Genomic DNA, 20,930 nt, shown 5'->3' on the forward strand with positions numbered 1-20,930 from the left:
AACCAGGGCCAAATGGATTTCCCATTTGGCCCTTATGCGCTTATTTTTTCCTGGTACTTGTATCTGGAGGAGTTATTTTTATATCTTCACCAAAATCCCAGAATTCGGCTTTTATTTTAAGCCTGGTATTGGCAGCCTGTTTGTTATCAGCTGTAAGAAGCGCCTTTTTTATAACATTATCCTTATAATCTATCCAGATAGTGTAAGTGAAATTATGCCATAAAGTTTCTAAAAGTTTATTTTCTACTGCCGGTTTGCACATCACCACCAGACATTCCCGCCCCTTTAGTTTTTCAAAACCCTTTTTCGTAACAGAGGCTATATCATTGAACCTGAAATTAGAAAGCGGGTGCATTTCGCTTATCATCAAGTCTTCAAAATTAGTCTGATCGCTTTCAATTACCAGCCATTTATTAGCAAAACAGTCGTAGTTGTAAATCGTCTGGTCGATATAATAGATATCAACCGGTGTGTTAACCATCTCCCCCTTTATATGCGTATTATCGCCATTTTTCTCTCCTTCGACCCTGCTTATCACCTCCCCCCTGCCGTCAACCGTAAACCCTGAATGCAAACTATAGCGAAAACTTTTAATCTCTGCCATTCGCTTAAGAGCTTTATCTAATTCTACCCGGGGGTCAAGTTTTGATTTTACATAGCAGTCATGTGCATAGGGAGCTGCAAAGAGGAGGCATAAAGCCAGCACAAGGAGAAAAATGATTATAATCCATCTTTTATTTTTGATAACTTCTCACCTCAAGCTTTTCATAAATATTTTTAATCCAGCTGCTACATAGATATTAAGCTTGAGGCTGATATATGCTTCCCTTTTTAACAAGAATATTATGCCAAAAATAACAATTGAATTTATGCAAGGCCATAAGTTATACTTATTCCGTAATGCAATTTTATATACACAAATTTTATAAAACCAAAGGGGGTTCTCTTGTGTTTAAAACATACGATGAAGTGATGGAATTCTGCAAACGTGAAAACATCCAGATGATTGACTTCAAAATGATTGACCTTATCGGAAGGTGGAGGCATTTAAGCATTCCTGTCGGCCGTTTTAAGCCTGATACCTTAAAATACGGCATAGGTTTTGACGGCTCCAACTACGGTTTTGCTCCGGTTGAAAAAAGCGATATGGTATTTATCCCTGACATATCTACTGCTGTATATGACCCTTTCACTGAAGTTCCTACCCTGAGCATGATAGGCGATGTGTATGTTATTGCCGAACCGGAAAACTACCGCTTCGACCAGGATCCCCGCACAGTAGCCTTTAAGGCTGAAGAATACATGAAATCTACCGGCATAGCTGATGAAATGAGAATTGGCCCGGAATATGAATTTTATGTATTTGACCATGTAAGCTATGAAGCCCTTCCTAACAAAACCGGCTTCAGGATTGATGCCGAACAGGCGATATGGAACAGCGGGAACAATGAATACCAGAACCTGGGATATAAAATCCCCTTAAAAGGCGGTTATCATATAGCTGCCCCTCAGGATGTGCTGTATGACCTGCGCTCCCGTATGAGCATGCTTTTAGAACAAAACGGCATACCGGTAAAATACCACCATCATGAAGTAGGCGGCCCTGGCCAGATTGAAATTGAAGTAGAATTCGGACCCATGCGGGAAATGGCTGACAAAACCATGCTGGCCAAATACCTTATCAAAAACCTGGCTTTCCAGGAAGGAAAAACAGTTACCTTCATGCCCAAACCTCTCTATGGAGAAGCAGGCAGCGGTTTGCATGTACATATACACCTGTTCAAAGAAGGCAAGCCGGTATTCTATGATGAAAACGGCTATGCAGGCCTCAGCAAAGAAGCCCTGTACTTTATCGGCGGCCTTTTAAAACACGCACCAGCTGTTCTTGCCTTTACCAATCCCAGCACTAACTCCTACAAGCGTCTGGTTCCCGGATACGAAGCACCTGTAAGCATATGTTTCGCTACTGCCAACCGCAGTGCAGTGATAAGAATCCCGGCCTATGCCAAAGCGCCGGAGCAGAAGCGGTTTGAGTTCCGCTCCTCTGATGCTACCTGCAATCCTTATCTGGCCTTTTCCGCTATCCTGATGGCAGGGCTGGATGGAATCCAGAAAAAGATTGACCCGGTAGCAGAAGGATTCGGTCCTTATGACGTAAATCTTTATACCCTGCCGCCGGAAGAACAGGCTAAAATAAAATCTCTGCCCAAATCTTTGGATGAAGCTCTGGATGCCCTGGAAAAAGACCATGAGTTCCTGTTAGCTGGCGGAGTATTCCCGAAGCGCCTCATTGAAATCTGGATCGAGGCCAAAAGGAAAGAAGCGCGCAAGGTCAACGACATTCCTCATCCTATGGAATTTGAAATGTATTATGACCTGTAAAAACAAAAAGCTGCTGGCAACTCCAGCAGCTTTTTGTTTAACATACTCTGGCTACATTGCGGAACTTTTCATATCTTCTCAGCAAGAGCTCTTTTGTCCCTAAAACTAATAATTCTTCCAAAGCAGTTTGCAGACAGGATTTTATACTTTTCACCGTCGAGGACAAATCCTGATTAGCTCCCCCTACCGGTTCTGGTATAATATCATCAATTATGCCAAAAGCCTTGAGGTCATCAGCAGTAAGCTTTAAGGCTTCCGCCATCCTTTCCACATCATCAAGGCTTTTCCACAGGATAGAAGCGCTGGCCTCCGGGGAAGCTACGGAAAAAACAGAATTGGAAAGCATAAAAAGCTTATCTCCTGCTGCCAGGGCTAAAGCTCCGCCGCTTCCGCCTTCTCCAATAACAATGCTTATAATGGGAACCTTAAGTCCAGATAAAAGCATCAAGTTTTCAGCAATAGCCCAGGCTTGCCCTCTTTCCTCAGCCCCTACTCCGGGATAAGCCCCCGGGGTATCTATAAAGGTTATTACCGGCCTTCCAAATTTTTCAGCCTGCAGAAACAGCCTTTTGGCTTTTCTGAAACCTTCCGGATGCGGCATACCAAAATTGCGTTCTATATTTTCCCTGGTATTTTTACCTTTCTGGTGTCCTACTACCGTTACCGGAATCCCTTCAAAAAAAGCTATCCCCCCTATAACCGCCTTATCATCGCCAAAAGTGCGGTCGCCATGCAGCTCCACAAAATCAGCAAACAATTCCTCTATATACTGCCGGCAGGACGGCCTATCCATCTGCCGGCTTAAAACCACCTTTTCCCATGGACTTAAATTACAGTATCTTTCCTCTTTAAGTTTTTTGATTTTTTCTTCCAGCAGCCTGATTTCTTTATCCAGATTAAAGCCAGTAGAAGATGAAATATTTTTAAGTTCGTTAAGCTTGTTTAAAAGCGTTTCATGCTGTTCCTCAAACTGAAACTTTTTGCTCATATCTTCCTCCCTGGTGGAGTTTTAGCAGTTTAATAAGCATATCCCTTAATTCATTTCTCTTTACCACCATATCAATCATCCCGTGTTCCAGAAGAAATTCTGCCTGCTGAAAATCAGCCGGCAGTTCCTGCCTTATCGTCTGTTTTATCACTCTGGGTCCAGTAAAACCGATTAAGGCCTGCGGTTCAGCAATAATAATGTCAGCCAGAGCCGCAAAACTGGCTGCTACTCCCCCGGTAGTAGGATGGGTCATCAGGGATATATAAAGGAGCCCTGCCCTGTTTAATCTTTCTATTGCCGCACTGGTCCTTGCCATCTGCATGAGGGAAAACATGCCTTCCTGAATGCGGGCTCCTCCGGAGGCAGTGCATAATATCAAAGGAGACTTTTCTTCTATCGCCCTTTCTGCCAGCCGGCAAATTTTTTCCCCCACCACCGAGCCCATACTTCCCATGGCAAATCGGGAATCCATAACCCCCAGCATCACTTTATAGCCGCCTATAGAGGCTTTGCCGGTTACAACAGCCTCATTGAGCCCTGATTTTTCTTTAGCTTCCTTAAGTTTTAAATCATAATCAGGGAATCCCAAAATATTATGGGAGGTAAGCTCTCTATCAAATTCGGTAAAACTGCCCTCATCAACCAGCATTTCTATCCTTTCTGGAGCGCTCAATGGGTAATGATACCCGCATTCTGGGCAAACCCGGCAGTTTTCAGCTAAAACCTCCGGATTAAGCCTTATAAGACAGGAAGGACATGCTTCTTTCCCTTCCCCCCTCTTTTCCAGTTCAGGATTCTTGCCTGCTGTCGGATTTACTACATAATACTTTCTGTTTTTAAACATACTTTATCCCTGCCTGCTAGGATAAGGCAAACAGGAACTCACCTCCGCAGACCGGCTTCCCATCAAGGCTTATACTCCCTTTAGCCTTGCCGATATTCCCTTTTACCGTAATAAGTTCAGCTGTAATATAAAGGACATCTCCCGGCACTATCCTCTTTTTAAAGCGAAACTTGTCAACTCCGGCTAAAAAAGCAAGCTTCCCTTTATGCCTTTCATCACTTAAAAGGGCTATCGCTCCTACCTGGGCTATTGCCTCTATCATCAAAACCCCCGGCATAACCGGATTGCCCGGAAAATGCCCGGCAAAATAAGGTTCATTAACCGTAACATTTTTAATCCCCGCTGCCTTTTCCCCCGGAACCAGTTCCACTATCCTGTCTACCAGCAAAAAAGGATAGCGGTGCGGGATTATCTTCATTATCTCTTCACTCTGCATAAACATCACCTAACCCAGCTTGCGTAATATCAAGACTGCATTATGTCCCCCAAAACCCAGAGAATCAGACAGCACGGTTCTTATCTCTTTTTTCCGGGGATTAAGAGGTACATAATCCAGGTCACATTCCGGATCCCGGTTTTCCAGATTCAAGGTAGGAGGAATAAGATTATTTTCCAGAGCCAGAGCCGAAGCAATAAGTTCAATGGCTCCCGCTGCTCCCAGCATGTGCCCGGTAGCTGCCTTAATTGAGCTTACCGGCAAATTATAGCTGTATTCCCCAAAAACCGTTTTTATTACCCTGGTTTCAATCATGTCGTTGAGCCTGGTGCCTGTCCCATGTGCATTAATATAATCTATTTCCGAAGGTTCTATGCCCGCCTGGGCAAGTGCCATTTTAAAAGCCAGGACCGCTCCTCTTCCTTCCTCATCCGGCTGCACCATATGGCAGGCATCAGCACTGGCCCCATAACCTATTATTTCAGCATAAATATGAGCACCCCTGTTAAGCGCATGTTCCAGGCTTTCCAAAACTACAATACCGGCCCCTTCCCCCATGACAAAACCTTCCCTTTCGCTGTCAAAGGGCCGGCAGGCTTTATGTGGCTCATCATTGCGGTTAGACAGTGCCTTCATGGCACAAAACCCCCCTACTCCCAGAGGGGTGATGGCTGCTTCACTGCCTCCCCCTATCATCACTTCTGCCTGCCCATCCCTGATTATGCGGAAAGCCTCGCCAATCGAATTGGTCCCGGAAGCGCAGGCAGTAACTGTACAGCCATTAGGCCCTTTTACTCCCAGCATTATAGCTACCTGCCCGGAGGCCATATTGGGAATAAGCATAGGTATAAAAAAGGGATTGATTCCGCCTACTCCTTTTTCCAGCATCTGCCGGTGGTTTTTTTCCAGGGTTTCAATGCCGCCGATGCCGGAGCCAATCCATACCCCAATCTTTTCCCTATTTTCCTTTTCCAGATTAAGCCTGGCATCTTCCAGGGCTATCCGGGCAGCCGCACAGGCATACTGGACAAACCTGTCCATCCTTCTTACCTCTTTCTTTGGCAAATAATCTTCTGCCTTAAAATCCTTTACCTGGGCTGCAATCTTGACCGGAAAGCCAGAAGTATCAAAATAGTCAATATAGCCTATACCGGTACGGCCACTTACCAGGTTATCCCAAAAAATATCCTTATTATGGCCCAGGGGTGAAACCATCCCCAGGCCAGTTATAACTACCCTTTTTGCCAAATTCAACCCACCCCAATTATTTAGACTTTTTCTTTTAGCCTTTCCTCAATATATTCAACTGCATCCCTTACTGTTTTCATCTTTTCCGCTGCTTCCTCCGGAATCTGGATGTCATACCTTTCTTCCAGGAGCATAAGCATTTCTACGATATCCAGAGAGTCAGCATCCAGATCTTCTTCAAAAGAAGCATCCAGGGTTACTATTTCTTCCGGTACATCTTTAATCTCAATTATTATCTCCTTTAAAACTTCAAAAACTGACATACAGTATTCCTCCTTCATAAATTTTTGTATTTTTATAAAATAGACATGCCTCCATCAACCCTTATAACCTGACCGGTTATAAAAGAAGCTTCCGGAGAAGCCAGGAAAGAAACTAGAGCTGCTACATCTTCAGGATTTCCCATCCTGCCCACAGCTATTCCTGCAATGATGCGCTCTTTAACCTCTGCAGGCAAAACATCAGTCATGTCGGTTTTTATATATCCAGGGGCTACTGCATTCACAGTAATCCCGCGTCCTCCATATTCTTTGGCCATAGAAAGCGTAAGCCCTATGAGCCCGGATTTAGACGCTGCATAGTGAGCCTGTCCGGCATTTCCGCTTATCCCTACTACAGAAGAAATATTTATTATGCGTCCAAACCTGTTTTTCATCATCGGCCTTAAAGCTGCCCGGCTGCAGTAAAAAGCAGAATTGAGATTAGTCTTTATGAGCTTTTCCCATTCCTCATCACTCATGCGCAGCATAAGCTGGTCTTTATTAATCCCGGCATTATTAACCAGGACATCCAGCCGCCCATAAGCATCAACTGCGCTTTTAACCAGATTTTCCGCTTCCGGGGGAGAAGAAACATCAGCTCTAACAGTTATACCTTCCCCCCCTGCCTTTTTTATCTCTTCCAGTACCCCTTCAGCTTCTTTCTCATCATTCAGGTAATTTATTACTACCTTATAGCCTTCCCTGGCTAGACGCAAAGCTATCGCTTTTCCTATTCCCCTTGAACTGCCGGTAACTATCGCCACTCTATTTTCCAAGCTTTTCTACCTCCTTTAGCAGTGCTTCAAGTGACTTAATATCCTGGACATTACCCAGCAGCCTGGTCCTGTCAATACGTTTTATAAGGCCTGACAAAACATTTCCCGCCCCAATTTCTACCAGATAGTCAACTTCGCCCAGCATATACCTTACACATTCTTCCCATCTAACCGGGGAATAAAGCTGTTTTACAAGAATATCCGCCAAATCTGTATAATCATTTTCCCTGGCATTAACATTACTTATTACCTTTCCTTTACCTGGCTTAAAATTTACCTTTTCCAGATAAAGCCTTAATTCTTCAGCTGCCTTTCGCATCATAGGGCTGTGGGAAGGAATGCTTACCGCCAACAGTTTGGCTTTTCCTCCCTCAGCATTAATCCTGGCCGCTGCTTCCTCCACTGCCCTGCTTTCCCCGGAAATCACCACCTGCCCCGGGCAGTTATAGTTGGCAATATCAACCATTCCTTCCACCGCATTCAAAACAGCTTCCACCTTTTTAGCTTCCATGCCTAAAACAGCAGCCATCTTCCCTTTCCCCAAAGGGACCGCATTCTGCATAATTTCTGCCCTTTTAACCACCAGGGGCAATGCTTCCTCAAAATCTATATAATCAGCAGCCACTAAAGCTGTATATTCACCAAGGCTTAGCCCTGCATAAACCGAAGCAGTAATCCCCTGCTTTCTTACCACATTCAGGATAGCCAAACTGGCAGTAAGAACTGCCGGCTGAGCATACAAAGTTTCATCCAATCTTTCCTGTTCACCCTCAAAACAAACTGCACTCAACTTATACCCCAGTATCTCGTCAGCCATCTCAAAAACTTCCCTGGCTTCCGGAAAAGCATCTGCTATCTCTTTTCCCATACCTTTATACTGAGCACCCTGTCCTGGAAACACAAATCCCAGCCGCATCTAAAACTCCTCCCACTTCGCTTTTACAGCTAAAGCATGTTCTATTATCTCTTTCACGATAATCCCTGCCGGCTTTACATCCTTTACGAGCCCGGCAATTTCACCTGCCAGTACGGTACCGCTGTCTACTTCCCCTTCCAGAGCTGCAGCGGGGTATTTTCCCCTGCCCAGTTCTTCCAGGCTTTCTTTTTTCATCCCCGAAAATTCACATTCCAGGTAATAACGGGTAAACCTATTGTGGATAGCCCTTACCGGATGCCCGGTTGACATTCCGCAAATTACCGTTGCCCGGTCCCTGGCCTTTATAACCTTTTCCTTATATGCCGGATGGACTTCACACTCCTCAGCGCAGATAAATCTGGTCCCTATCTGCACCCCTTCAGCCCCCAGCGCAAATGCCGCCATAAAACCTCTTCCATCAGCAATGCCTCCTGCAGCAATAACCGGCACCTCTACCGCGTCAGCTACCATGGGGACCAGGCACATAGTGCTCATCTCCCCTATATGGCCTCCTGACTCCATCCCTTCCGCGATAACCGCATCAGCTCCCAGCCGCACCAGCCTCCTGGCCAAAGCTACTGAAGCTACTACCGGTATAACCTTAATGCCTGATTCTTTAAACTTCTCCATGTATATGCCCGGATTGCCAGCTCCAGTTGTAACTACCGGCACTTTTTCCTCAACTACTACTTCAACAAGTTCCTGAATATTGGGAGAAGCCAGCATAAGATTAACCCCAAAAGGCTTATCTGTTAAAGATTTAACCAGCTTTATCTGTTTCTTAAGCCATCCTGCATCGGCCCCTCCTGCGCCTATAATCCCCAGGCCCCCCGCTTCTGATACAGCGGCTGCCAGTTTCCCACCGGCAATCCAGGCCATCCCCCCCTGCAAAAGGGGGTATTCTATATTCAAAAGCTTACAAACCCGGTTATTTTGAAACATCTAACCCCTCCCCCACCTTATCAGGGCTCCGCCAAAAGTAAGCCCGGCTCCAAAGGCCACAGTTAAAATAATATCCCCTTCCTTAAACTTCCCTTCCCCGCTGGCTTCAGACATAGCTACCGGTACCGAGGCTGCCGACATGTTCCCCAACCGCTCCAGGTTGATAATCGTCTTTTCCTCCCCAATATCCATCCTCTTCATAGCCGTCTGAATGATGCGGATATTGGCCTGGTGCGGCACAAAATAATCAATTTCATCATAAGTAAGGCCGGCCATCTCTATAAGCCTGTCGCTTACCAAACCCATAATCCTGGTAGCAAAGCGAAATACTTCATTGCCATTCATCTTTATATAATGCAAGCGGTTTTTTACTGTTTCTTCCGAGGCAGGAAGTTTAGCCCCTCCAGCTGGCATATAAAGAAGGTCGGCCCCCCTTCCATCAGCCCCCAGATAAGTTGCGATAATACCGCATTCACCTTCCTCTTTGCCTAAAACAGCTGCCCCGGCACCGTCTCCAAACAGGATACAGGTGCCCCGGTCAGTATAGTCAGTTATCCGGGAAAGCATATCTGCCCCTATTACCAGCGCATACCTATACGAAGAAGCCAGCATAAATTTTTCTGCTGCTGCCATAGCATAAACAAAACCGGTGCACCCTGCTCCCAGATCAAAAGCAGCCGCATTATAGGCACCCAGCTTGTCCTGAACGATGCAAGCTGTAGATGGAAAAAGCATATCCGGGGTAACCGTGGCTACCACTATCAAATCCAGCTCTTCCGGTTTTATCCCAGCCTTAAAAAGGGCATCCCAAGCTGCCTTTACACACAGGTCAGAAGTAGTTATACCTTCTTCTCCTATCCTTCTTTCCATGATGCCTGTTCTCTCTCTTATCCATTCATCACTTGTATCTACCATCATCTCCAGATCCTTATTGCTGAGTATCTTATCAGGCAGGGCATGCCCCATGCCTAAAATTTTCACCTTCATATACTCCACCACCATCAAGCATCTGTTTTATTTTTCCTTTTTTCAACCTTTTTATTTCACGGTTACGCATATAATAAATCAATCTCAACAAAAAAGTCAATGTATTTTTCAGAATTTTCTGACAAATCTTGTAAACAAGAAGGTGAAACAGGGGACGGTTCTCTGTTTCATTTTGAAACAGAGAACCGTCCCCTGTTTCACTAACAAAAAACCGCTTTCAGGCTAAAAGCCCGAAAGCGGTTTTGCAGCAGTTTTATCTATATTTAAAGGGGGGAGAGCCTTATTACATCATCGGCATTCCGCCGCCACCGGTCATAGCTTTCATTTCATCCTTATCCGGAATTTCTACAACTACGGCCTCGGTGGTAAGCAGCATAGCCGCAATACTTGCAGCATTCTGGATTGCAGAACGGGTTACTTTTGCCGGGTCAATAATTCCCGCAGCAATCATATCTTCATACTCTCCGGTAAGGGCATTAAAGCCTATGCCAGGAGCAGCTTCTTTAACCTTTTCTACCACTACGGAACCTTCTACACCAGCATTGTTAGCAATCTGGCGCAGCGGCTCTTCCATAGCTTTCTTAACCAGCTTAATTCCGGTAAGTTCATCTCCTTCAGCTTCAAGGCTGTCCAGCACTTTCATGGCATTGATAAGAGCAGTCCCGCCACCCGGAACAATACCTTCTTCTACAGCAGCCTTGGTAGCAGCTAAAGCATCTTCAATGCGGTGTTTCTTTTCTTTAAGCTCGGTTTCAGTAGCAGCACCAACATGGATTACAGCTACCCCACCAGCCAGTTTAGCCATTCTTTCCTGCAGTTTTTCACGGTCATATTCAGATTCGGTTTCTTCAAGCTGCATCTTGATGTTGGCAATACGGTCTTTTACAGCCTGTTCAGAACCAGCGCCGTCAACGATGATAGTTTCTTCTTTCTTTACTACTACCTGACGGGCACGGCCCAGCATGTCAAGGTCTACATTTTCCAGTTTAGCTCCCATATCTTCGGATACAACTTTACCGCCAGTAAGTATAGCTATATCTTCAAGCATAGCTTTTCTTCTTTCGCCAAAAGCAGGAGCTTTTACAGCTACACAGGTAAAGGTTCCTCTCAATTTGTTAACTACGATAGTAGCCAAAGCTTCTCCTTCTACTTCTTCAGCTATGATAAGAAGCGGTTTGCCGGTCTGTACAACTTTTTCTAATACAGGCAGAATTTCATGTATAGAGGAAACTTTCTTGTCAGTAATGAGGATATAGGGTTCTTCTAAAACAGCTTCCATTTTTTCAGCATTGGTGATCATATAGGGGGAGATGTATCCGCGGTCAAAGCTCATTCCTTCAACTACTTCGAGAGAAGTTCCTACAGACTGGGATTCTTCCACCGTAATAACTCCGTCTCTTCCTACTTTGTCCATAGCATCAGCGATGAGCTGTCCGATTTCCGGGTCACTGGCAGAAATAGAGGCAACCTGGGCAATAGCTTCCTTGGATTCAACCGGTTTGCTTATTCTCTTGATTTCTTCCACTACTGCCTTAACTGCCTTTTCAATTCCTTTCTTCATTATCATCGGATTGGCACCAGCAGCTACATTCTTAAGGCCTTCTTTAATCATAGCCTGTGCCAGAACAGTAGCCGTAGTAGTTCCGTCTCCAGCTACATCGTTAGTCTTGGTGGCAACTTCTTTAACCAGCTGGCATCCCAGATTTTCCCAGGGATCCTTGAGGTCTATATCACGTGCAATAGTAACACCGTCATTGGTGATAGTAGGAGAACCAAACTTTCTGTCCAATACTACATTTCTTCCTTTAGGACCTAAAGTAACCTTAACCGCATCAGCTAATGCGTCTACTCCTCTTTCCAAAGCCCTTCTAGCTTCTTCGCCAAACTTGATTTCCTTTGCAATCATCTACTTTTACCTCCTTTTCTGCTGGTAATTATTTAATTATAGCCAGAACATCCCGCTCTGAGAGTATAAGGTATTCTTCACCATCAATCTTTACTTCGGTTCCTGCATATTTGGAGAAAATAACCTTGTCGCCCACATTGATGTCCATCGGCATTCTTTCACCTTTATCATTGCGTGCTCCTGGGCCTACTGCCAGAACTTCGCCTTCCTGCGGTTTTTCTTTGGCAGTATCCGGAACATAAAGTCCGCTCTTAGTCTTTTCTTCTTTTACTTCGGCTACTTTAACTACCAGACGATCTCCTAACGGTTGAATCTTCACAGGTATACCTCCTTTTATATTTAGTTTTTTCCTCCGTTTGTTGTTAGCACTCATTAAGTGCGAGTGCTAATCGCTATCTATAATATTAGGCAAGACTTAATAAGCTTTCAAATAACAACACTTATTAAATCTGCCCAATATTTCCGATTTATATTATGCTCCTTCTTTTTTCTTTTTATACCTTTAAAAATCATAGTTTTTAATAAATTATCAAGGCTGCCCACATTCTCCATCTTCTCCTTTAAGTATATCAAGCCCATGTTCTAAAGCCGGCAGGACAGCTTCCAGGCCTTCCCTTACCCCTTTTACACTTCCGGGAAGGTTAATAATCAGGGTTTTCCCCCTTATTCCTGCTATTCCTCTTGACAGCATGGCCCGGGGGGTTTTTTGAAGGCCGTAAAAACGGATAGCTTCCGGAATGCCAGGAACTAATCTCTCCACCACTTCACTGGTAGCTTCCGGGGTAACATCCCGCATAGAAAAACCAGTTCCTCCCGAAGTTAAAACCAGATCCAGCCTTAGTTCATCACAGGCATATTTGAGTTTATCAATTATAATCTCCTTTTCATCCGGTAGTATGGCATAATATTCACAAACATACTTTTCCCCCAGTATTTCCTTTATAGCTTTTCCGCTCAAATCCTCCCTCTCTCCCTTAGATCCCTTGTCGCTCATTATTAAAATGCCTGTCCTGTACATCATAACACCTCAACCTTATCCCCTTTGCGGATAATTCCTCCCTTTATCACCCTGCAGAACAATCCTTCATAGGGTAGAAGGGTTATCCCCCCATAAGTTCTGGTAACAACACTGGGATGATCTTCTTTTCCTATCTGCATAACCTTTAAGACAACATCAGAACCGATTTTAAGCATTCCGCCTACCCCTATACTTACCAGGTCTATCCCTTCGATCAGAAGATTTTCGGCAAATCCTCCCGGTCCCACATTAAGCCCATATTCCTTATTCACTCTATCCACACTGGCTTTATTAAGGCAGGTAACCTGCCGGTCCCAGTCGCCAGCATGCCCATCGTTTTCAATCCCATAATTCTCAATCACCCTGGCCTCAGGGACTTCTGTCTTCAGCTGTCCTCTTTCCGGACTTATGCTTATAGAATATAAAACTCCTTCTCTCAAACCAAATCCCCCTTAATCTTCCTCTCTTATCAAATGCCCGCTTTTGCCTCCCTTTTTTTCGATAAGCTTTATATCTGTAATCTTCATCCAGCGGTCTACTGCCTTACACATATCATAAACAGTAAGGGCAGCAATGCTTACTGCCGTCAAGGCTTCCATTTCCACTCCTGTTTTACCGGTTGTTTTTACTTCGGAAGTTATTATTATCTCACTGTTTTCCTCATCCAGCACAAAATTTATATCTACACCCGTAAGCATAAGGGGATGGCACATGGGAACAATATCAGAAGTCTTCTTGGCCCCCATTATCCCTGCTACCTGGGCCACTGCTAAAACATCCCCCTTTTTCAGGCCACCGCTCTTAATCTTTTCCAGGGTTTCCCGCCTCACGACCACCCGGGCCTGTGCCACAGCCAGCCTTTCCGTATCAGCTTTACAGGTGACATCCACCATTTTAGCTCTGCCCTGTTCATTAATGTGGGTAAAATCCACTTTTATCCCCCTATCTGATACATTTTGCGCTCATTTTCTGCTCCCCAGCCAGCATTCATTTTATGTCTGATTGGCTTATTATTAATGGCTTCCATAAAAAGGCAAACCATTTCCTCATCAGAAGCTCCCTTTTTCATGGCTTCCCACAAATCCACTTCTTCCTTGCCGTAAAGGCATCCTCTTAGTTTGCCATCAGCTGTAAGCCTGATGCGGTTGCATTCATGACAAAAATGATTGCTCATGGGGCTTATAAAGCCAATTGACCCCTGTCCACCGTTTATCTTAAAATACTTGGCCGGGCCGCTTCCCGCAATTTTTTCAGGAACGGTAAGCTCAAACTCTTTCTCTATTTGTGATTTTATTTCCTCACTCTTAATCAGCTTGTCCTTATGCCAGAAAAGAAGATCCCCTACCGGCATAAACTCAATAAACCTTATATGCAGAGGATACCTGTAAGCCAGAGAAGCAAAATCCATTATCTCATCATCATTAAAGCCTTTTATAACTACGGTATTTATTTTTACCGGATTTAAGCCTAATTCCAGAGCTTTAAATATACTTTCCTTAACAGGCCTAATATCTCCACCCCTTGTAATATAGTAATACCTCTCCCCTTTCAGGCTGTCCAGGCTGAAATTTACCCGCTTAAGGCCCGCTTCTTTAAGCCTGTCTGCCAAAGCCTTGAACCTTATGCCATTGGTAGTAAGGGCAATATCATCTATTTCCGGTATTCCGGCAATATATTCAACAAGTTTTTCAATATTCCGTCTGACCAGAGGCTCTCCTCCAGTAAGCCGCACCTTTTTTATTCCTACCATAGCCGCTATCCTGGCAAGATAGGCCAGCTCTTCCAAACTCAAAATCCCTTTATGACTAAGTTTATCATCTATCCCTTCTTCAGGCATACAGTAAAGGCAGCGCAGATTACAGCGGTCGGTTACCGAAATACGCATATAATTTATTTCTCTTCCCCATCCATCTACCATTTTAAATGCCCCCTGTTTAAAAACAGCCTAATTCACAGGCACAAATCTTTATCTTGAGCTCATCACACATATTGCCTACTTCTCTGGGGGAAACTTTAAGCTCTTCTGCTATTTTTCTTGCTTCCGTGCAGGTTATTTTGCCTCCTTTAGCCCTCTCCTTTAACAAAGCCGCTATCTTTTCCCTGTCCATAGCCATCCTCCCCATAATAAAAATAAAACACCCCGGAAAAGGGTGTAAGAATCCCTGCTTTTAGAATTACACTCCTTTCCTACCCGGGAGGCATAAAGGTTTCCCTTTATACCCTGTCGTTCAGCCGCCATAGCTTTAAGCCTTAGGCTAAACTGAATCGGAGTTTTTATTTTTTATAAACATTATATAACATTTTTCTTCCTGATTCATAACCCTAATTTAAAATAATCAGCGCATCGGGGGGCAGTTTGACCGTTATCTTCTGCCCCTTGCAGTATGCAAAGCTGCGCATCCTGAATAACGCAATCTGCAGCTGAAAACCAGGATTTTCAAGGGGAGCAGCTGATAGTACTATATTATTTTCCTTATCCCATATATCTTGAATAACACAGTCGAATGTATTAAATCCCTCATCAGAAGCATCCTGGCCAGCTATCAGGATATCTCCTCCCCTTATTGCGCAAACTACTTCACTTCCTTTATGTTTTTCAGGATGCCTGTCTTTTATAAAGAGATGAGAAAACAGCGAAGGGGCATAAGCATTTACATATCCTTCCCTTACTTCTTCCACCACTGCAGCAAAATAATTTTCTACCCCCAGTATCCTGGCCGCTTCTACCGTTAAAGGATTATAAAAAACTTCTCTTTTTTCTCCTGACTGCAAAATTTCCCCTCTGGCCATCAGGCTTATACTGTCACCCAGAAACAAAGCTTCTTCCAGGTCATGGGTAACCACTACCAGGGTAAGCTCATGCTTATTCTGCAATTCCTTGATAATCCTCCATATATCACGCCTGAGCGCCACATTTAAAGAAGACAAAGGCTCATCGAGTAGCATAATTTTATGGTTGCTGGCCAGCGCTCTGGCCAAAGCCACCCGCTGTTTTTCCCCTCCGCTCAAGAAATGAATCTTCCTGTCAAGGAGGCTTCCTATTTCTAAAGCTTCTGCTATGGGAACTATCCTTTTTTCCTGCTCTTTTTTGGGGAAACCTTTCATGCGCAGGCTGTAAGCTATATTTTCCCGTACAGTCATATTCGGAAAAAGGGCCAAATCCTGAGGCAAATAAGCTATTTCCCTCTTCTCCGGCAAAAGATAAGTAATATCCCGTCCATATGCTTTCACTTTGCCTTTTTGCACCCTGCGCAGCCCGGCTATAGTTTCCAGCACCAAAGTTTTGCCGCTCCCGGTAGGCCCCAGCAAGACATGGCAGCCCCCTTTGGCAACTGCAAAACTTATATCCTTCACCGTGAAATCTCCACCCTGCACCCGGAGATTTTCAACTTCCAGCATAATAATTATCACCTGCCAGCAAAAACCGGGAAACATAAAGCACCAGAAGGCTTATAGCTATTAAAATAATTATAGATGCAACTGCTCCTTCTATATCAGCAGTAGCCAGCCTCATATATATAGAAATCGGCAGAGTTTCGGTCTTCAAGGCTATAGTCCCTGCCACGGTTACCGTAGCACCAAATTCCCCGATAGCTTTAGCCCAGGTAAGAACAAAAGCCGAAAGCAACCCTCTGCAGGCATTGGGCAGAGTAACCGTGAAAAAAGCCCTGCCGGCTGAAGCTCCCAGGGTACGCGCCACTTCTTCATAGCGGACAGGTATCTGGTCAAACACGGCCTTAACAAGCCTTACCGAGATTCCCATAACTGCCACCAGTTGAGCCAGCAAAACCCCATAAACAGTAAAGACAAACTGTTCTATATTAGCCTGTATCCAGATCCCCAGCGAGGTATTAAAAAATATTAGAATCATGGCCCCCAGGGCAGCTGGAGAAACAAAAAGGGGAAGCTCCAGCACCGTATCCACCAGTTTCTTGCCTGCAAAATCATAGCGCGAAAGGGCAAAAGCAGCCGGCACCGCCACCAGCATGGAAAGAAAAGTAACTGCGGTAGCGGCTAAAAGGCTGAGCTTTATAGCATAAAGGGTTCTCCCTGAAGCTATTATATTAAACATCCTTTCCAGGGAAAAAAAACTGGACAGGCTTGCTATCAAACCTGCATAAACAATAAATATAACCGCAGCACATAATATGCATATTTTTTTAAAGCTCATTATTTTATAACCCAGCCTTCCGGCAGATTATATACTCCACCAATCGGGCGCTTCTCCCCTATATAAGCAAATGCCTCTTCCGGAGTAGTAAAATATTTATATTTCCTGTAAAATTTCTGTCCCTCTTCGGAAACCAGAAAATCTATAAATTCCTGAGCCAGCTCCTTATTCTTGCTGAACGAAGATACTGCTACCGGGATATAGCCCACCCTTATAATCTCTTCTTTCTTAAGGGGAATAGTTTCTATTTTTTCCGGATCCCAGTGTTCAAAAACGCTCCAGCCGATAACCGCATCCACAGTACCCATAGCTACAGCATTAGCTGTTTTTTCACAGCTTTCCGGATAATTTACAATATTCTTTTTAAGCATCTCTTTTTCAGCAGGGGAAAGGTTTTTTTCTATTATTTCTACCGCATAAAGCCCTACACAAACCCCTTCCGGATTGGCTATGCCCACCTTGATGCCCGACCTGGCCAGATCCTTTAAGGAGTGGATATTTTTCGGATTTCCTTTTTGCACATTTATAGCATTTACCAGATAAACTACATATTTTTCAGTTTCCGGGATTACAAGGCCCTTTTGCTTGGCCAATTCCATATAGTCGGAGGAACCTGGAAAATATATGTCCCCGGTTTTGCCAAGTTCCATCTGGGAAAGCACATAACCGGAACCACCAAAAACGAGATCCACCTTTACCCCCGTCTTTTCCTCAAAAGCTTTGGCTGCTTCTTCCGTAGGGGGTTTGCTGGCTGCCCCGGCAAAAACGAGCAAAGCAGCATCTTTTTTCAACTCCGCCTTCTTGTTTTCGTTCTCTTTTTGCCCGCTGCTGCAGGCAGTACCTGTGAGCACAGCCAGCACTAAAACCAAAACCAAAAAAACCTTCTTCACCTATTTTTCCTCCTTATACCCCAATTAATATAACGCTAAGTAATAGTAAATCATAAAACAAAACCATGCTCAAATATTAAATAATTATATCCCTTATTCGTTATTCTTATTATAGTATAACGAATAAACACCAACAACCTGTAATAATAAATAACTTTTTCCAAAAAATTTTTAAAATAATACGGCAATTATCTGTAATAGATAAAGTTTATTATGTTATCATACATTTAGGAATAAAACGAAAGGAGGTTTTGCTTTGCCTGCTTCTTACTGGATTATAGCAGCTATCATAGCTGGAGTAATTGAAATATTCACAGCCGGTTTCTGGTTCCTGTGGCTGTCTCTTTCCGCGCTTTTAGTAGCCCTGGGGGTAAGCCTCAATATCCTTTCCCATCTGGAAAGCCAGCTCCTGGTATTTGCTCTTCTTACCCTGTTATTCATCATATTTACCCGTCCGCTGGTTATCAAATTTATCCGCACTGAAGACAAAGCCAGCAATGTAAGCGCCCTCATCGGCCAGCACGGCATAACCCTCAGTATAATAAAACCGCTTTCTACCGGGCAAGTTAAGGTAAATGGGGAAATATGGACAGCCATATCTGATGAAGAAATAGAACCTGACACCCGCATCGAAGTAGTCGGCATCGACGGAGTAAAGCTCAAGGTAAAAAAAGCCTGACCAGGGATTAAGCCACAAGAACCTTCCCCCTGGTCCATAAACATAAAAAGGAAAGGAGTGTTTTTATGTTAGGTGTTATTCTGCAGGTGCTTATTGTCATATTTGTCATAATAATCGGCTTTTCTTCTATCAAAATAATCAAACAGTCAACCGTGGGAATAGTGGAAAGGCTGGGAAAATACCATAAAACTGCCCAGCAGGGCATAAATATCATAATTCCTTTTATTGACAGCTTTCGCTATATCATCGATCTGCGGGAACAGGTAGTAGATTTTCCGCCTCAGCCGGTAATTACCAAAGACAATGTTACCATGATGATTGACACCGTAGTATATTATCAGGTAACTGACCCTTTTAAATACGCCTATGAAATAGCCAACCCCATCCTGGCCATCGAAAACCTGACCGCTACCACCCTGCGCAACATCGTAGGGGAACTGGAACTTGATGAAACCTTAACCTCCCGCGACATAGTAAATACCAAGCTGCGTTCGATACTCGACGAAGCTACGGATAAATGGGGCATAAAAGTAAACCGGGTAGAGCTCAAAAACATCCTCCCCCCCAAAGATATCCAGGATGCCATGGAAAAACAGATGCGCGCTGAACGCGAAAAACGGGAGGCCATATTAAGGGCAGAAGGGCAAAAAACAGCAGCTATTCTGGAAGCAGAAGGTAAAAAACAGGCTGCCATCCTTAATGCGGAAGCGATAAGAGAAGCCCAGATAAGAGAAGCAGAAGGGCAAAGGCAGGCCAAAATACTGCAGGCCCAGGGAGAAGCAGAAGCTATACTCATGGTGCAAAAAGCCTTTGCTGATAGCCTGGTCATGATAAAACAGGCAGCTGCTGACGACAAAGTCCTCGCTTTAAAAGCGCTGGAAACCTTAAAAGCACTGGGAGACGGGCAGGCTACCAAACTTATCATCCCCAGCGACCTGGCAGGCCTGGGCGGAGTATTTGCCGCTCTTAAAGAAGTAAATAAATAACCGAAGTTAAAAAAGGGGAAACGTATAAAACATAAACCGTTTCCCCTTTGTATCTTTAAAAATAATCCAGGTTTACAGCTACTTCAGATTTGTCTGTAACAATCCAGTGGACCGGGAAGTCTGCTTCATGGGGATATACTGTCTCGACTACCTGAAAATCATAACATATGCCGCATAAGAAAGCATCTTTTCTTAAGCGGGGAAGGAAGCGGTCATAATACCCTCTTCCATAACCCAGACGATACCCTTTATAGTCAAAGACTAACCCGGGTACCAGCACTACATCAATCCTGTAAGGATCAAAAGGTTCCCCCACCGGTTCCACTATGCCAAAAGGCCCGCTGCTGGTATACTCCTTACCCCGGTATTCTATAGCCTCCATGTTTTCCTTATCCATAACCCGCGGCAAAACAATAGTCTTCTCTTTTCTAAGCTCTTCAAGAAAAGGCATCAGGTTAACCTCATTCTTGATGCTGGAAAAACCCATAATAACCCGTGCTTTGCGAATCTTATCTATTTCCAGAAGTTTCTGGCATATCCTCTGGCTCAATTTTTCTACCTCTTCCGGAGAAAGGCTTTTGCGCTTCTCACTTATCATTTTTCTTAGCTCATCACGACGATCATCCATTATTACCACCCCTGCCGCTGTTTATATGAGATCTGGTTTTAAGCCACCAGTACAGTATAATCCCTATTACAAAAAGGGCTATAGTATATACCTGTCCCAATGTAAAAATGCCGTAGTTTATAAGGCTTTCCCGGAAAAATTCTATTATAAAGCGATAGACAGAATACCCTATTATATAAACTGCAAAAACCTGCCCGTCAAACCTTTTCTGTTCATAAAGCCGCCATAAAATAAAAAACAATACCAGGTTTAGAAAAGAACTGTAAAGCTGAGTCGGATAACGGTTAAAATGGTCTACATAAGGAAAAACTACGCCACAGGCGGAATCAGTTACTGCCCCATAACAGCAGCCGTTCAAAAAACAGCCTATCCTTACGATAGCATAGCCCAAAGCTATATAAGGAGCAAACATATCAGCTATTTTAAAAAAAGGAAGCCTATTTTTCTTAACATATATGTAATAGGCCAAAAACCCTCCTATAAAGCCTCCATACCATATTAAACCAGCCAAATTGCCTCTCCATAAAACTGATGAAGGGCTATTTAAAAAATCCTGCCATTCATAAACTACAATATAAAGCAACCTGGCACCAATAACCCCGGCCAAAACCATAAATATGGACATATTAAGGGCAGTATCGGGAGAAAAGCCTTCCCTTTCAAATAACTTTCCTACTCCCCAGATACCTATGACAACCGCCAGAGCCAGCATAAAACCCCAGGAATATACCGTAAAAGGCCCCAGCTTTAATAAAACCGGATGCAATATTTTCACTCCTCCTCTTTACTTATCCACAAAAAAATTAATCAGCTTTTCTGTTTCCATGTTCATCCCTTATTTTCTTTATCAGATATCCCAAAAAACTTTAAAAG

General features: G+C 44.0%; 25 protein-coding genes and 1 riboswitch. Of the genes, 3 read left to right on the plus strand and 22 right to left on the minus strand.

Annotation, left to right across the window (positions count from 1 at the left end; translation table 11 throughout):
- Positions 1-40: 40 nt before the first annotated feature.
- Positions 41-706, minus strand: a complete 666-nt coding sequence (locus ACZ42E_RS08520; RefSeq protein ID WP_464891910.1) for a hypothetical protein — start codon at positions 704-706, stop codon at positions 41-43.
- A 266-nt stretch (positions 707-972) separates the two neighbouring features.
- On the opposite strand from ACZ42E_RS08520, the gene glnA reads away from it, so the two are divergent.
- Positions 973-2,382 (plus strand): type I glutamate--ammonia ligase, encoded by a 1,410-nt coding sequence (gene glnA / locus ACZ42E_RS08525; RefSeq protein WP_464893513.1) that lies wholly within the window; start codon positions 973-975, stop codon positions 2,380-2,382.
- A gap of 37 nt (positions 2,383-2,419) precedes the next feature.
- Here glnA and ACZ42E_RS08530 read toward each other — a convergent pair whose 3' ends face one another.
- The 19 genes from ACZ42E_RS08530 to modA all read right to left on the minus strand — a co-directional run bounded on the left by ACZ42E_RS08530 (position 2,420) and on the right by modA (position 17,764).
- Positions 2,420-3,370 (minus strand): acetyl-CoA carboxylase carboxyltransferase subunit alpha, encoded by a 951-nt coding sequence (locus tag ACZ42E_RS08530; RefSeq protein WP_464891911.1) that lies wholly within the window; start codon positions 3,368-3,370, stop codon positions 2,420-2,422.
- Positions 3,348-4,214: an acetyl-CoA carboxylase, carboxyltransferase subunit beta gene (gene accD / locus ACZ42E_RS08535; protein WP_464891912.1), complete on the minus strand. Its 867-nt coding sequence runs from the start codon at positions 4,212-4,214 to the stop codon at positions 3,348-3,350. Before accD ends, ACZ42E_RS08530 begins: the two co-directional genes overlap by 23 nt.
- 16 nt (positions 4,215-4,230) lie before the next feature.
- The gene (gene fabZ / locus ACZ42E_RS08540; RefSeq protein ID WP_464893514.1) at positions 4,231-4,656 is read right to left on the minus strand and encodes a 3-hydroxyacyl-ACP dehydratase FabZ; all 426 of its coding nucleotides are present in this window, start codon (positions 4,654-4,656) and stop codon (positions 4,231-4,233) included.
- Between the two features lie 3 nt (positions 4,657-4,659).
- Positions 4,660-5,898: a beta-ketoacyl-ACP synthase II gene (gene fabF / locus ACZ42E_RS08545; protein ID WP_464891913.1), complete on the minus strand. Its 1,239-nt coding sequence runs from the start codon at positions 5,896-5,898 to the stop codon at positions 4,660-4,662.
- 20 nt (positions 5,899-5,918) lie between these two features.
- Positions 5,919-6,161 (minus strand): acyl carrier protein, encoded by a 243-nt coding sequence (gene acpP, locus ACZ42E_RS08550; protein WP_464891914.1) that lies wholly within the window; start codon positions 6,159-6,161, stop codon positions 5,919-5,921.
- Positions 6,162-6,193: 32 nt separating this feature from the next.
- Positions 6,194-6,934: a 3-oxoacyl-[acyl-carrier-protein] reductase gene (gene fabG, locus ACZ42E_RS08555; protein WP_464891915.1), complete on the minus strand. Its 741-nt coding sequence runs from the start codon at positions 6,932-6,934 to the stop codon at positions 6,194-6,196.
- Positions 6,924-7,850, minus strand: a complete 927-nt coding sequence (gene fabD / locus ACZ42E_RS08560) for an ACP S-malonyltransferase (protein WP_464891916.1) — start codon at positions 7,848-7,850, stop codon at positions 6,924-6,926. Before fabD ends, fabG begins: the two co-directional genes overlap by 11 nt.
- Positions 7,851-8,792, minus strand: coding sequence for an enoyl-[acyl-carrier-protein] reductase FabK (gene fabK, locus ACZ42E_RS08565; RefSeq protein WP_464891917.1), 942 nt, complete (start codon positions 8,790-8,792; stop codon positions 7,851-7,853).
- The gene (locus tag ACZ42E_RS08570) at positions 8,793-9,779 is read right to left on the minus strand and encodes a beta-ketoacyl-ACP synthase III (RefSeq protein WP_464891918.1); all 987 of its coding nucleotides are present in this window, start codon (positions 9,777-9,779) and stop codon (positions 8,793-8,795) included. It lies immediately after the preceding gene.
- A gap of 283 nt (positions 9,780-10,062) precedes the next feature.
- Complete coding sequence (groL, locus tag ACZ42E_RS08575; RefSeq protein ID WP_464893515.1) at positions 10,063-11,682, minus strand: chaperonin GroEL; 1,620 nt, start codon at positions 11,680-11,682, stop codon at positions 10,063-10,065.
- Positions 11,683-11,713: 31 nt separating this feature from the next.
- Positions 11,714-12,004, minus strand: a complete 291-nt coding sequence (gene groES / locus ACZ42E_RS08580; RefSeq protein WP_464891919.1) for a co-chaperone GroES — start codon at positions 12,002-12,004, stop codon at positions 11,714-11,716.
- Between the two features lie 210 nt (positions 12,005-12,214).
- Positions 12,215-12,703 carry a MogA/MoaB family molybdenum cofactor biosynthesis protein gene (locus ACZ42E_RS08585; protein ID WP_464893516.1) on the minus strand — a complete coding sequence of 163 codons (489 nt, stop codon included), beginning with the start codon at positions 12,701-12,703 and terminating at the stop codon, positions 12,215-12,217.
- Positions 12,703-13,143, minus strand: a complete 441-nt coding sequence (locus tag ACZ42E_RS08590; protein ID WP_464891920.1) for an MOSC domain-containing protein — start codon at positions 13,141-13,143, stop codon at positions 12,703-12,705. Before ACZ42E_RS08590 ends, ACZ42E_RS08585 begins: the two co-directional genes overlap by 1 nt.
- A 12-nt stretch (positions 13,144-13,155) precedes the next feature.
- Positions 13,156-13,635 (minus strand): cyclic pyranopterin monophosphate synthase MoaC, encoded by a 480-nt coding sequence (gene moaC / locus ACZ42E_RS08595; protein ID WP_464891921.1) that lies wholly within the window; start codon positions 13,633-13,635, stop codon positions 13,156-13,158.
- Between the two features lie 2 nt (positions 13,636-13,637).
- Positions 13,638-14,621: a GTP 3',8-cyclase MoaA gene (gene moaA, locus ACZ42E_RS08600; RefSeq protein WP_464891922.1), complete on the minus strand. Its 984-nt coding sequence runs from the start codon at positions 14,619-14,621 to the stop codon at positions 13,638-13,640.
- Between the two features lie 16 nt (positions 14,622-14,637).
- A complete protein-coding gene (locus ACZ42E_RS08605; RefSeq protein ID WP_464891923.1) occupies positions 14,638-14,811 on the minus strand; it encodes a hypothetical protein in 174 nt (57 codons plus the stop codon).
- Between the two features lie 55 nt (positions 14,812-14,866).
- Positions 14,867-14,986, minus strand: a riboswitch (molybdenum cofactor riboswitch).
- 39 nt (positions 14,987-15,025) lie between these two features.
- Complete coding sequence (locus ACZ42E_RS08610) at positions 15,026-16,102, minus strand: ABC transporter ATP-binding protein (RefSeq protein ID WP_464891924.1); 1,077 nt, start codon at positions 16,100-16,102, stop codon at positions 15,026-15,028.
- Positions 16,089-16,874, minus strand: a complete 786-nt coding sequence (locus ACZ42E_RS08615; protein WP_464891925.1) for an ABC transporter permease — start codon at positions 16,872-16,874, stop codon at positions 16,089-16,091. Before ACZ42E_RS08615 ends, ACZ42E_RS08610 begins: the two co-directional genes overlap by 14 nt.
- Positions 16,874-17,764, minus strand: coding sequence for a molybdate ABC transporter substrate-binding protein (gene modA, locus ACZ42E_RS08620; RefSeq protein ID WP_464891926.1), 891 nt, complete (start codon positions 17,762-17,764; stop codon positions 16,874-16,876). The genes ACZ42E_RS08615 and modA overlap by 1 nt, the downstream gene beginning before the upstream one ends.
- A gap of 256 nt (positions 17,765-18,020) precedes the next feature.
- Between modA and ACZ42E_RS08625 the strand changes: the two genes are divergently transcribed.
- Together ACZ42E_RS08625 and ACZ42E_RS08630 are read left to right on the plus strand one after the other, a co-directional pair.
- A complete protein-coding gene (locus tag ACZ42E_RS08625; RefSeq protein WP_464891927.1) occupies positions 18,021-18,443 on the plus strand; it encodes an NfeD family protein in 423 nt (140 codons plus the stop codon).
- Between the two features lie 65 nt (positions 18,444-18,508).
- On the plus strand, positions 18,509-19,429 hold the full coding sequence (locus ACZ42E_RS08630) for an SPFH domain-containing protein (RefSeq protein WP_464891928.1): 921 nt from the start codon (positions 18,509-18,511) through the stop codon (positions 19,427-19,429).
- A gap of 55 nt (positions 19,430-19,484) precedes the next feature.
- Here ACZ42E_RS08630 and ACZ42E_RS08635 read toward each other — a convergent pair whose 3' ends face one another.
- The gene (locus ACZ42E_RS08635; protein WP_464891929.1) at positions 19,485-20,057 is read right to left on the minus strand and encodes a 5-formyltetrahydrofolate cyclo-ligase; all 573 of its coding nucleotides are present in this window, start codon (positions 20,055-20,057) and stop codon (positions 19,485-19,487) included.
- Positions 20,050-20,832, minus strand: coding sequence for a prolipoprotein diacylglyceryl transferase (lgt, locus tag ACZ42E_RS08640; RefSeq protein WP_464891930.1), 783 nt, complete (start codon positions 20,830-20,832; stop codon positions 20,050-20,052). Before lgt ends, ACZ42E_RS08635 begins: the two co-directional genes overlap by 8 nt.
- Positions 20,833-20,930: the final 98 nt, after the last annotated feature.

Source organism: Thermosyntropha tengcongensis (assembly GCF_055381335.1).